The sequence below is a fragment of the Acinetobacter lwoffii genome, from assembly GCF_022967985.1.
Lineage (GTDB): Bacteria > Pseudomonadota > Gammaproteobacteria > Pseudomonadales > Moraxellaceae > Acinetobacter.
This window is the reverse complement of record NZ_JALJVC010000005.1, coordinates 128466-141878: the sequence shown is the minus strand read 5'-3', so window position 1 is coordinate 141878 and position 13413 is coordinate 128466. Positions and strand designations below refer to the sequence as shown.

9 protein-coding genes, 3 tRNA genes and 1 pseudogene are annotated in these 13413 nt (G+C 42.9%); 9 read left to right on the top strand and 4 right to left on the bottom strand.

Annotated features, from left to right (window positions below; all coding sequences use genetic code 11):
* Positions 1-144: 144 nt before the first annotated feature.
* The 3 genes from MWG72_RS05085 to MWG72_RS05075 form a co-directional block, all read right to left on the bottom strand.
* Positions 145-234 (bottom strand) — tRNA-Ser (locus tag MWG72_RS05085).
* A gap of 87 nt (positions 235-321) precedes the next feature.
* Positions 322-2358 carry an FAD-dependent oxidoreductase gene (locus MWG72_RS05080; protein WP_247143355.1) on the bottom strand — a complete coding sequence of 679 codons (2037 nt, stop codon included), beginning with the start codon at positions 2356-2358 and terminating at the stop codon, positions 322-324.
* 139 nt (positions 2359-2497) lie between these two features.
* Positions 2498-2851, bottom strand: coding sequence for a hypothetical protein (locus tag MWG72_RS05075; RefSeq protein ID WP_195724944.1), 354 nt, complete (start codon positions 2849-2851; stop codon positions 2498-2500).
* Positions 2852-3099: 248 nt separating this feature from the next.
* Here MWG72_RS05075 and argG point away from each other — a divergent pair, with 248 nt between their 5' ends.
* The gene (argG, locus tag MWG72_RS05070) at positions 3100-4440 is read left to right on the top strand and encodes an argininosuccinate synthase (protein ID WP_004279561.1); all 1341 of its coding nucleotides are present in this window, start codon (positions 3100-3102) and stop codon (positions 4438-4440) included.
* A gap of 75 nt (positions 4441-4515) precedes the next feature.
* Here argG and MWG72_RS05065 read toward each other — a convergent pair whose 3' ends face one another.
* Entirely contained in the window at positions 4516-5787 is a 1272-nt protein-coding gene (locus MWG72_RS05065) for a GGDEF domain-containing protein (RefSeq protein WP_004646381.1), read from the bottom strand.
* Positions 5788-5939: 152 nt separating this feature from the next.
* Between MWG72_RS05065 and pyrC the strand changes: the two genes are divergently transcribed.
* The 8 genes and pseudogenes from pyrC (at position 5940) to MWG72_RS05025 (ending at position 13394) form a co-directional block, all read left to right on the top strand.
* Complete coding sequence (pyrC, locus tag MWG72_RS05060; RefSeq protein WP_004279558.1) at positions 5940-6974, top strand: dihydroorotase; 1035 nt, start codon at positions 5940-5942, stop codon at positions 6972-6974.
* A complete protein-coding gene (gene rnt / locus MWG72_RS05055) occupies positions 6959-7618 on the top strand; it encodes a ribonuclease T (protein ID WP_004279557.1) in 660 nt (219 codons plus the stop codon). Before pyrC ends, rnt begins: the two co-directional genes overlap by 16 nt.
* A gap of 20 nt (positions 7619-7638) precedes the next feature.
* A tRNA-Glu gene (locus MWG72_RS05050) sits at positions 7639-7714 on the top strand.
* Positions 7715-7873: 159 nt separating this feature from the next.
* On the top strand, positions 7874-10399 hold the full coding sequence (locus MWG72_RS05045) for a TonB-dependent receptor plug domain-containing protein (RefSeq protein WP_247143354.1): 2526 nt from the start codon (positions 7874-7876) through the stop codon (positions 10397-10399).
* An 81-nt stretch (positions 10400-10480) separates the two neighbouring features.
* Positions 10481-10639, top strand: a complete 159-nt coding sequence (locus MWG72_RS05040) for a hypothetical protein (protein WP_180037794.1) — start codon at positions 10481-10483, stop codon at positions 10637-10639.
* A gap of 178 nt (positions 10640-10817) precedes the next feature.
* Positions 10818-10893, top strand: a tRNA-Glu gene (locus MWG72_RS05035).
* A 114-nt stretch (positions 10894-11007) separates the two neighbouring features.
* Positions 11008-12420 (top strand): amino acid permease, encoded by a 1413-nt coding sequence (locus tag MWG72_RS05030; RefSeq protein WP_004279544.1) that lies wholly within the window; start codon positions 11008-11010, stop codon positions 12418-12420.
* A gap of 82 nt (positions 12421-12502) precedes the next feature.
* A pseudogene (locus MWG72_RS05025) lies at positions 12503-13394 on the top strand (alpha/beta fold hydrolase).
* Positions 13395-13413: the final 19 nt, after the last annotated feature.

The following is a 13413-nucleotide window of genomic DNA, read 5'->3' as shown; positions in this document are numbered from 1 at the left end:
TTAATTATGAACAGTAAATGTCAACAAACCCTAATTATGGAATTTTAAAATTTTGACTTTGTTCGCTATCAGCTTATTTTAAATCTTTTATTAAAATCATAGAAATAAAAAAACCCCAATCTTTCGACTGGGGTTTTTAAAATTTGGCGGAAGCGGTGAGATTCGAACTCACGGAGGACTCACACCCTCGTCGGTTTTCAAGACCGGTGCATTAAACCGCTCTGCCACGCTTCCATGGGCGCAATAATACGGAGCTTTTGTCCGGCTGACAAGTGAAAATTACAGTGAATGCAATCAACTGCATATAGTTTCATCAAATCCTTACAGTTTTGCTGCTAATTCCGCTCCCTCACGAATGGCGCGCTTGGCATCGAGTTCAGCAGCCAGTTTTGCACCGCCAATAATATGATACTGCGCCAAGGTATTTTCCCCAGCACTCGGCATCAGGTCTTTTACCGATTCCTGACCTGCACATACCACAATGGTATCCACACGCAATAATTGAGCATGGCCATCTACCTCAATCCATAAGCCTTCATCCGTGACAGATTTATATTGCACACCGCGCAACATCCGCACGGCATGTTTTTTTAACTGGGCACGATGTACCCAGCCTGAAGTCTTGCCTAGTCCTGCGCCAAGCGGTGTCTTTTTACGTTGTAATAGATAAATTTCCCGTACTGGAGGTTCTACTTCAGCACGCTGTAACCCGCCTTCAGTCACATAATCTGGATGAGAATCTACACCCCATTCACGCTTCCACTCATCCACAGGTTGCGGCTGTATTTGATGCGGTGGCTTTAATAAAAACTCGGACACATCAAAACCGATCCCGCCTGCGCCAATGACCGCAACACGATCACCGACAGGTGCGCCACGTAGCACTTCTGCATAAGATAATACTTGTGGTGCCTGACTGCCTTCGATATTCAAGGCACGTGGCACGACACCTGTAGCCACAATCACTTCATCAAAACCTTCACGCTCCAACTGCTCGCGGTTTACCCGCGTATTTAAACGTACATCTACTCCGGTTTTTTCCAGTTGCACCTTAAAATAGCGAATTGTTTCGTGAAATTCCTCTTTCCCTGGAATGACTTTAGCCAGGTTGAACTGTCCGCCTACTTCATGACTGGCCTCAAACAGCGTCACATCATGCCCGCGACTGGCTGCGACCGTAGCAGCAGACAGACCTGCAACTCCCCCGCCAATCACTGCAATACTTTTCGGTTTTTTGGTTTTGATATAAACCAGTTCGGTTTCATAAGCGGCACGCGGATTGACCAGACAGGTTGCCCGCTGGTTTTTAAAGGTATGATCCAGACAAGCCTGATTACAGGCAATACAGGTATTGATTTCATCAACACGATTGGTCGCGGTTTTATTGACCCAGAAAGCATCGGCCAAAAGTGGACGTGCCATCTGCACCATATCTGCCTGACCAGAGGCCAGAATCGCCTCGGCAGTGTCTGGCATATTGATCCTGTTGGATGCAATCACTGGCACCGAAACATGTTTTTTGACTTCAGCAGTGTAATCGACAAAAGCAGCACGCGGTACAGAAGTCACAATGGTTGGAATACGTGCTTCATGCCAGCCAATACCGGTATTGAGCAAAGTAATTCCAGCCTTTTCCAAAGCTTTAGCTACGGTAATGACTTCCTGCATGGTATTGCCATCATGTACCAAATCGAGAAGCGACAAACGAAAACAGATAATAAATTTTTCGCCAATTTCCTCGCGAATGGCTTTGACAATTTCTACGGCAAAACGCATCCGGTTTTCGATCGGGCCACCCCAACGGTCGGTACGCTGATTGACATGACGGCTTAAAAACTGATTCAGCAAATAGCCTTCTGAACCCATAATTTCTACGCCATCGTAGCCGGCTTTTTTGGCAATGCTGGCAGTTTTCACATAATCCTGAATGGTATTCAGGATCTGTTTATCTGACATTTCACGTGGTTTAAAAGGAGAAATTGGCGATTTGATTGGACTTGCCGACACCACAAAAGGCTGATAGCCATAACGTCCGGCATGCAGAATTTGTAAAAGAATTTTAGCACCATGCTTATGCACTGCATGTGTCACCAGACGATGCGGCGCAATATCCCCCAAGGTATTCATGGTACCGCCCGCCGGCAACAACCAGCCCTGACGGTTTGGCGATATTCCCCCTGTAATCAGCAGACCTACGCCACCCTTTGCTCGTTCGCCAAAATACGCTGCCAGTTTAGGATAGTTATAGAAGCGGTCTTCCAGACCAGTATGCATCGACCCCATCACCACCCGGTTTTTAATGGTGGTAAAACCCAAATGCAGTGGCTTTAAAATGTTGGCATAGCGCGTCGTGGTCATAACAAATCCCTGATTATATTTGGCTGAGCAAGTCATTCCCTTACTTTAACTGATTTTCAGCGGCTTTTTATGACCCGGAGTTCAGCATTTTCAGGCACAAATATCAATCTTCGAAACAGTTCTTTCTATACATGACGAATTAGTTCTGCCATTGTCGTGCGCTGGATTTCCATAATGCAATCACGCCCAATACTGTACCAATTGGAAAACTCAGCAACATCAGAATAGCCATTATTCTGGATAAAGTACGTCCTGAACCATTGCCCTGCTTCACCTTGATACTGGCCTGTATATTAAAAAACATCAGCAAGCCTAAAAGCAGCAGCACCACACCTAAACTCAGCATGGAAATACTGGATTGCTGATATTCAAGATATAAAAACAGCACTGTACTAAAACCAATCAGGCCGGCATAAATCCCATGCAACAGTGCCAGCGTTTCATTCTTAGCTTTAGGATTTAAATTAGGTAAAGGTGGGATGCGAGTCGCCATGCTTTTATTCCTGTTTTATCTGATTTTTAACTTTATTCGGCTGAATATAACCAATTTCTTCCTTTTTCAGCAGGATTCTGGTGAAAATCGTGCGATTTATGATTATTTAAGCCTATTGAATAGAGATTTTAAAACGAGTTTTTCTTTTCTAAAGCAAACCTAAATAAATTAATGATACAATTGATGCAATATGTATTTTTTCAGGCCACCAATTCTGGCGTGCCTATTTCATATCATTAGGATGAACAATGTCTGATAATGCAACTATCTTGCAGAATGTCCCAGTAGGTAAAAAAGTTGGTATTGCCTTCTCTGGTGGTCTAGATACTTCTGCTGCTCTTTTGTGGATGAAACAAAAAGGCGCTGAACCTTATGCTTACACAGCAAACTTGGGTCAGCCAGACGAAGACGATTACGATGCGATTCCAAAAAAAGCTGAAGCTTATGGCGCAGTAAAAGCACGTTTAATCGACTGCCGTTTACAGCTTGCATTAGAAGGTATTGCTGCAATTCAATGTGGTGCGTTCCATATTTCTACAGGTGGTATGCCTTATTTCAACACGACACCATTGGGTCGTGCAGTAACTGGCACCATGCTTGTAACTGCCATGAAAGAAGATGACGTTAACATCTGGGGTGACGGTTCGACTTATAAAGGCAATGACATTGAACGTTTCTACCGTTATGGCTTGTTGACCAATCCTGCGCTTAAAATTTACAAGCCTTGGTTAGACCAAACCTTCATTGACGAGCTGGGCGGCCGTGCAGAAATGTCACAGTTCCTGATCGACAATGGTTTTGACTATAAAATGTCAAAAGAAAAAGCTTATTCAACTGACTCAAACATGCTGGGTGCGACGCACGAAGCCAAAGATCTTGAATACCTGAATGCAGGCATCAAAATCGTTGAGCCAATCATGGGCGTTGCGTTCTGGAAAGATGACGTAGAAGTGAAAGCTGAAGAAGTATCGATTACTTTTGAAGAAGGCTTCCCGGTTGCGATTAACGGTCAACGCATTGAAGATCCAGTTGAATTTATTCTTGAAGCGAACCGCATCGGTGGCCGTCACGGTCTAGGTATGTCGGATCAAATCGAAAACCGTATCATCGAAGCGAAATCTCGCGGTATCTATGAAGCTCCGGGTATGGCGCTGCTTCACATTGCTTATGAGCGTCTGGTAACGGGTATTCATAACGAAGATACGATTGAACAATACCGCATTAACGGTTTACGTTTAGGTCGTTTGCTGTACCAAGGTCGCTGGTTCGATTCTCAAGCGCTTATGCTACGTGAAACTGCACAGCGTTGGGTCGCTAAAGCAGTTACTGGCACAGTAACAATCGAACTTCGTCGTGGTAATGATTACACCATTATGAACACTGAATCTCCTAACCTCACTTATGAAGCTGAGCGTTTAACTATGGAGAAAGGTGATTCTATGTTCTCGCCGATGGATCGTATCGGTCAGTTGACTATGCGTAACCTGGATATCACGGATACACGTGCGAAACTGGGCATCTATACAGAAACTGGTTTACTGGCAGTCGGTTCTGCATCTGCAGTGCCACAACTGAAAGACAAAAACTAAGTTTTGTCTTAAGCAAAAAACCGCGCCCTGAGCGCGGTTTTTTATTGATGATTGTTTTATTCATTTTAATAATCTCTAGCCATTTGCAATATCTGAATTGACTGATCGAATAGACTGATAATAAATCTGGTTGCGTCCAAGCTGTTTGGCACGATATAGCGCCTGATCCGCGATTCCCAACAATGCATCCTTATCAATATCTTCCTCACCACGATAGACGGTAATGCCTAAACTGATGGTGATATGTTTCGCAACCGAGGATTTTTCATGCGGGATTTCCAGACGGTCAATCGCCTTAAAAATATTTGAAGCCACTGCATAAGCACCATGTGCATCCGTTTCTGGCAAGAGCACTACAAACTCCTCCCCGCCATAACGTGCGACAAAGTCCATATGACGGATCGCATTCTTGATGGTTTTGGCAATCGTCGAAATGACATCATCACCTTTCTGATGTCCATAAAAATCGTTGTAATTTTTAAAGAAATCCACATCGATAAACAGAATCGCCAAAGCCGTTTCTTCACGGCGTGCACGTTCGAAATGGACCTCCAGTGTCTCATCAAAGGTGCGTCGATTGGAAATCTTGGTCAGTTCATCATACTGACTCAAATGTAATAATTCGTTGGTATGAATACGCTGGATCTGCTCACTGATTCTGGCGCGAATACTATATAGAAAAATCACACGCTCACGGGCAAAAATCATATGGCTAATCACATAACCCAGCAAGCAACTTCCAATTAAAATCCGTCCAAAAACCATAGGATTAAATTCAACTGAAAGGCTAAACAATACAAGAATAGTAGTTGCCGCAGCGAGTAATCCGGTGACCAGCATCTGAATCGGTTTAATACCGGTCAGAATATAACCCAGGATATACACGATCGTGACTATCGCCATGGATTGATGCTGCAAGGCTTCAGTTTTAATCGACATGGTGATACATGAAACTGACACCTGTACCCAGAACACCAACAGCATCGAAGCCTGAGGAAAAAAGCGCTTGATCTTGGGTAAACAGGAGAACATATAAAAAATGATTAATGACACGCCGCCATTGAGCAGGCCCAACATACACAGGACAAAATCATGCACGAAATATTCTTTGCTGATGCTCCAGTAATCTGTAGGAATCATTACCACTAAAAAAAGGAAATAGGCCAATACCCCAGCCCACACATATTTTTCGACATGTTTGCGGGCGCGTTCCAGATTTTTGGTCCAGAATTCTTGTTCCAGATTTTGAGGGAAGACCGGGCCTACACGCTGGCTTTGCCGTGTAATCAGTTGTTCTATGTCTTCTTTATCATCTTGCAATTTCGCTAGATTGTACTTGTATTCCATTGCCAAGTATTTATGTAATTTTTTTATTAATTTTAAAATAACATACTTTTTAAAATTAATTTATACATATCCCTTATTTTGTAGCGCTTTCTCGTTACCATTTTTACTATAGATGGATTATCATTTGTTTTATTTGTTCGACTGAATTTGCCTTGAATACGATTACGATTCTCCAGCCAGATGATTGGCACGTTCACCTGCGTGATGGTTTAGCACTTCAACGTACCGTTCCCGATTTAGCCAAGCAGTTTTCTCGCGCCATTTGCATGCCAAATCTGGTGCCACCCGTTAAAACTGTCGAAGAAGCCAATGCCTACCGTGAACGTATCATGGCACATGTGCCTGAAGGGGTAAATTTCGACCCGCGTATGGTGCTGTATTTCACTGACAACACCCCGGCAAGCGAAGTTAAAAAGATCAAAGAATCTGCGCATGTCAATGCCATCAAGCTCTATCCTGCGGGTGCGACCACCAACTCCGATAGTGGTGTGAGCGATATGAGCAAAGTCTACGGCGTAATTGAACAGCTTGAAGAACACCAAGTGCCTTTATTGCTACATGGTGAAGTGACGCATAATCATGTCGATATTTTTGACCGTGAAAAGCGTTTCCTGGATGAAGTGCTGGCTCCCTTACTCAGACAATTTCCCAAGCTGAAACTGGTGCTCGAACACATCACCACCAGCGAAGCAGCAAACTTTGTACTTGAGCAAGACCGTAATGTCGCTGCAACCATTACGCCGCAACATTTATTGTTTAACCGCAATGACATGCTGGTTGGTGGGATCAAGCCGCATTTCTACTGCTTGCCGATTTTAAAACGTCAAACGCATCAGCAAACTTTGCTGGAAGTCGCAACCAGCGGTAATCCTAAATTTTTCCTGGGAACAGATAGCGCGCCGCATTCAAAAAATGCAAAAGAAAATGCGTGTGGCTGTGCAGGATGTTATAGTGCGCCGACTGCCATTGAGCTGTATGCTCAGGCATTTGATCAGGTGGGTAAAATTGAACGCCTGGAAGGTTTTGCCAGCCATTTTGGTGCAGACTTCTATGGCCTGCCACGTAATACCAATACCATTACCCTGGTTAAAGAAGATCAAGTAATCCCTGAAAGTTTAGACTATCTGGATGGTGAACAGATTATCCCACTGTATGCTGGTAAAACCATTCAATGGAGAAAAGTGTGACAAATGAAACGCTCCCAATCATTGGTCAACGTTTTCGTGGATTCTTACCTGTAGTTGTCGATGTCGAGACTGCAGGTTTTAATGCGCAGACTGATGCATTGCTGGAAATTGCGGCCATTCCGATTGTTTATAATGAGGAGGGTCAATTTGTGCCGGGTCAAGCTTACCATGCACATATCAATCCTTTCGAAGGGGCAAATCTCGACCGACGTTCGCTGGAGTTTATTGGGATCGATCCTTCGAATCCGATGCGAATCGCAATGGCCGAAGATGAAAAAACTGCGCTTAAGCGTATTTTTAAATCTGTGAATGAAGTGCGTCGCCAGCAAAACTGTACCCATGCAGTTTTAGTTGGACACAATGCACATTTCGATTTGGGTTTTCTTCAGGCCGCGATTGCGCGTACCGGAACCAAAAACCAGAACCCATTTCATAGTTTTTCTGTCTTCGATACAGTGACTTTAAGTGCGGTGATGTTTGGTCAGACCGTACTGGCAAAATCCTGTATTCAGGCTGGGATTGAGTTTGATGGCAAAGAAGCCCATTCTGCATTATATGATACGCAGAAGACCGCTGAACTGTTTTGCTATATTTTAAACAAACTCGCACCTCACCTGCTTGACACTCTGGTGGCGGATCAATAAGATACCGCCATCTTCTAAACGTCCCTATCGTCTAGAGGCCTAGGACATCGCCCTTTCACGGCGGTAACCGGGGTTCGAATCCCCGTAGGGACGCCATCTATTTTTTCTCTTCTTTATATTTCTTTGATCAGCATCTTAAGCTGCTCAAGTCTTACGCTTTTACTAATTAATGAAAATAATTCTCATTACTATTGATTGCCTTCTTAAATTTAATGATAATCACTTCCATTATCTTTCGCATATTCAACCCTTCTCATGCGTTTTGCTTATTCCCCACTTTCTATTGCAGTTTTAACAGCTTTATCAACATCTAGTTTTGCAAAAGAATCGAATTATCAAGAGCCTGTTCTCAATGAAACAACGATTAAGTTCAACACAATTATTATCGAAGCTCAGCAAGAAAATGAAGTTGGAAAAACCATTTATTCAAAAGAAGATTTAGAAAAGACGCCGAATAGCTCAAAGAACATTACCGATTTTTTAAAAGTGAATCCGAATGTGCAGTTTAGTCAGTCACAACTTGCAGCAGGTTCTCAAGGTGAAATTAAACCTGCCAAAATCTCAATTAATGGTGCACAAACCTTCCAAAACAATTTCATTGTGAATGGTGTTTCCAACAACCTACTTATTAATCCAGCAAATTCAAACACAAATACGTTTCAAGATATTGGGACTGGCGCACAAGCTATGGCAGTGAACACTGACCTACTTTGTGAGCTTGAAGTATTAGATAGCAATGTGTCTGCCGCTTATGGTCAATTCACAGGTGGTGTTATAAATGCTAAAATATGCGCACCGCAAACAGAGATAGGTAAAATTCACGGTTCTATCACTTACGATTACACTGAAAGTGATTGGGCTCGCTACAACTCAATTTCACCTTTAGAAGAAAGTAAATTTGAAGAACCTACAGATGACTACCAAAAGGAATATACCAAACAAGGTGTAAGCACCAATATTTATGGGAAGCTCTCGAATGATTGGGGCTTTAATGCTTATGCTTCTCAAAGAGAGTCTATCATCCCAGTCAAAAGTGGCTTTGAAACACCTAAAACAATTGATCAAGAACGACATATCTCAAATCTTGGTGCAACATTATTTTATACACCAAACGCCTCAACCAAAGCGAAGTTTGGTTTGGATTATGGATTGCTGGACAGTTTGAGCTATGTGGACAGCAATCGTGATTCGGGAAGTACCACTGAAACCGAAACACTTACATTATTCTCTGAACTCGAACACCAATTCAATCTAGGTACTCTCGTACATAAACTTAATTTCCAAAACTCGGCGACACAACGCATTGCAGATAATAACTACAGTATGCATTGGTACTACGCCGAAGGAAGTAAAGATTGGAATAATACCGATGTTGTTCGAGAAGGCGCCATCATGGGAGAAATCAAACAACTCCAAGACGTTCTCTCTTACGACCTACAAGCCAATATAGACCCATTTAAAGTTGGTCAATCCCAACACAACATGACTCTAGGTACGGGTTATAGCCATGCTCATGTTGAGTGGAAACGAGCCGAGGATGTTTTACTCGCGACAAAGACTCATTTAAAAGAACTTGGCAAAGATACTTCTTGCCTCCTGAGTGACCCATATTGTGATGATAAACTAACGATAAATGGTTGGAATGGACAATATATCGCTGGTGGGACTCTGTACAAAGCTGGTGCTATCCAAGCTCAGCAAGATCGCCTAAATATATTTATTGAAGATAATATTCAGTGGAATGATCAATTTTCAACACGCTTTGGTGTTCGCGCTGATTATGACTCTTTAAGTAGTAATATCAATATTGCTCCTCGTAGCCGTCTCTCTTACAAACCCTTTAGTAATGATCAATTGCATTTATCCGCGGGATGGAATCGCTACTATGGTCAGCAAACTTTAGGTACAGAGCTGAATGAAATTCAAAATGATTTGCTCTACAAACTGTCACGTGAAAAACCACATGCGCCTTGGGTAGCAACACAAACTGCACTATCCAGCGGTGCGCGTAGTTCAGCGCTCAATCCCCCTTTCAGTGACGAAACTGTTTTAGGCTTGAATACACAAATCCAGAATTGGGATCTAGGGCTAAAATGGGTCAATCGTAAATATCAGGATGAAATATCAAAAACTAAAGTTACTCCTTTAGATGGATCAAAATTCTTCTACGAATATAATAATGATGGAAGTGGCAAAGCTGACATCTACACCTTAACACTTAGAAATCGTCAACCGATCGCTCTGGGGGATAGCCAACATTTATTTGCCTTGGGATTTGACTACAGTGAAGTCTTCCGCAGTTATGTAGATTACACTTCAGCCTATGATCAAGCCACTCAAGATGAATGGGTCTCTTATGATGGTCAAATTATTCGTTGGTCAGACCGCCCTGCCCCAAACTTTAACCAACCATGGACCGCACGAGTAAACTGGGATATTGCATTCGATACACTGCCTGTACGTATTTCAAACTTCTTTAGCTATAAAGACAGTTATGATGACATGATCGCAGTTACCAAGAAGAATGATAAAGTCGAATATAATGGCGAGTTGCTAGACACGTATTTAGCCTCTGAAATCAAACCTAAATTTACATGGGATATGCGCACCACCTATGACTGGGAAATTTCAAAAGATTTACATGCAATTTTTGGTTTAATCATTAACAACGTCACCAACCGCGTGAATACCTATACAACAGGCTCGACCTCAAATGATAGACCACGTGTAATGACTGAAATCGGCCGCCAATTTATTGCGGATGTTACTTTTAAATTCTAGAGCCTGAATAGGTACATGCTGCTGCTCTTTTTAATTTGCTTAGGCTATAATTAATGCGATTTCATATTGTGCCTTTGTGTCATGTTAAAAAAGATCTTACTGGTTTTACTGATTTTAGCACCATCCGCGCTATATCTCTATATCGTCAACCGTGATGACAATAAAACTGCGGACACTGAGGCAGTGACAACGCCTGCTGAAAATCCCCAGCCTGAGCAATATCAGGCTCCAGATCACTAAGTTTTAGTGATCTTTTCAAATATTTATTTTTTTATGGTCTTGAAATCTGTTCAGAAAATAACATCTTAATAAAATAAAGTTTTTGTTTTGCCTAATGTTTAAACTGTTAAATGAATTTTAGCAAAAACCCTTTTGACAAACCCCGGCTTAATCCTTAATATACGCATCACCTCGCAACGTCCCTATCGTCTAGAGGCCTAGGACATCGCCCTTTCACGGCGGTAACCGGGGTTCGAATCCCCGTAGGGACGCCATCTATTGATCTCATACGATCAGACCTTATTCGAAATTACCATTATTCGATTGCAGATTTGTAGTTTTTCACTACAATAGCTCGCTTCATTCCTTTGAAGTATTTCTTATTTCCTATGCACTCATCTCCGAATGATGCTACGCATCAGGGCAATTCTGCGCCTTTAAAACGCGCTATGAGTACTCGACATCTAGTCATGATTTCGCTTGGTGGCGCAATCGGAACAGGCCTATTCTTAGGGTCGGGTGAAGTCATTGCACAAACGGGGCCTGTAGGTGCCATTCTCGCTTATCTCCTGGGCGGTATTATCGCGTACATGGTGATGCTATGTTTGGGCGAACTTGCCGTTCATATGCCAGAATCTGGTTCATTTGGTGCTTATGCCAAACGTTATATTGGACCAGGCACAGGCTATACCATCACCTGGTTATACTGGCTGACATGGTCGGTCACTCTTGGAACTGAATTTACTGCAGCGGCCTTGCTGATGCAGGAATGGTTCCCGGACATTTCTATGTGGTTATGGACCATTATCTTTGGTGTATTCGTATTTAGTCTAAATATGATTTCTACCCGCTGGTTTGCCGAATCCGAATTCTGGCTGGCACTGGTAAAAGTGGTCACGGTTGTTGCTTTTATTCTTTTAGGTCTATTGGCCATCTTTGGTGTTCTGGGCTATCAAGGCTATGAAGCTGCGCCTTTATTTACCAATCTAACTGCACAAGGCTGGTTCCCTGAAGGTCTATTCCCGATTTTTGCGACGATGCTGATTGTGAACTTTGCCTTCTCTGGTACCGAGCTGATTGGTGTGGCTGCCGGTGAAACTGAAGATCCTGCGAAAAATGTTCCTAAAGCAATTAATACTGCGATTTTCCGCTTATTAATTTTCTTTGTAGGTACCATTATCGTGGTAACAGCCTTACTTCCGCATCAGGAAGCAGGCTTAGCTGCTGAAGGCGTGAGTAGCAGTCCATTCGTAACAGTATTCCAGCACATTGGTATCCCATATGCTGAAGACATCATCCGCTTTGTAATTATCACTGCATTGTTGTCTGCCGCCAACTCGGGCTTATTTGCTGCTTCTCGTATGATGTGGTCATTGTCATACAGCAAACAGTTGCCTGCCGTATTCTCAAGACTGAATGCTCGCGGTGTACCGTATATTGCAGTCATGGTGACTATGCTAGGTGCATTGCCAGGTTTATTGTCTGAACAGTTTGCGCCAGAGACGATCTTTACCAACTTGCTGGGCGTTGCAGCGTTTACCATGGTGGTGGTCTGGATGAGTATTTGCTTAAGCCAGTTCAACTTCCGTCGTCAATGGTATAAACAGGGTCATACGGCCAAAGAACTGGGCTTTGCTGCACCATTGTTCCCGATTGTACCAATCCTGGGCTTTGTGTTCTGTTTTATTACCTGTATCAGTATGGTCTTTGATCCATCAATGCGTATCAGCTTCATAGGCTGTCTGCTATTTATTGCAGCGTGTTATGCAAGTTATTATGCCTTTTATCACAATAAGTCTTAATCATCAGTTTTAAAAGAGCGGCTCCGGCCGCTCTTTTTTTATCTATACTATAACCATAGTGGGCAGCCTTAAGGGTGCGTCGATGAAAATTGTGTTTATTCACGGCATGAACAAGCAACAGTATACGGCTACTTCATTACGTCAACATTGGCTGCATCTCTTCAAAACAGGCCTTCGGAAAAACCCACAACAGCAAGCCCGTTTTACTTATTTAAAACGGCATATCCGTATCCCTTTTATGGCGATTTACTTTCTCGGCATCATTTTCATAACGTCTTGAATGCCAGCACCCTGATGCCGCAACAGTGGCCGCATTTCCCTTTTTTACATCCCGCACAGCTGCAACCGGCATCGCCACCAGATCAGTGTACCTATCAAATTTGTGACGTCCCGCAGTTAAATCTGGATGATATCCTGAATTTCAATCGGAAACTGAAGTTCATCACAGCATTAAGCAAAGATATTGCCTTGCGGGATTTTGCGGTACTCATCAATTATTTTCCCAGCTTACACGCCAGCTTTTTGCATAAGTTTTGCTGGAAACTTATCTTTATTTGGCCAACCCACATTTTATGCAGGAAGTTCACCGCCGCATTCATGATCAACTCTATAGCAGCAGGCCACAGATTCTGGTGGCACATTCGCTTGGCAGCGTGATTGCCTATAATTATTTGATTCAGCATCCGGAGCTGAATATCAGGCGTTTTATTACTCTTGGATCACCGTTGGCATTTCGGGTCATCCAGGCTCATCTGCCTCAACCGATTGTACGACCTGCTGCACTTTCAGGCGACTGGATAAATTTCTATTGTAGCGATGATTTTCTGACTACCTTTCCATTATCAGAACCACCCTTCCAGTTTCAGCCGGCGGTTATTAATCAAGAGATTCATACTTCCATCTATCATCCGCATGATATTGATGGTTATATTCAGCATCCGGACATCATTAAAGCGCTACTGGAATTACTATAAAACTCACGCCAACCTCTAA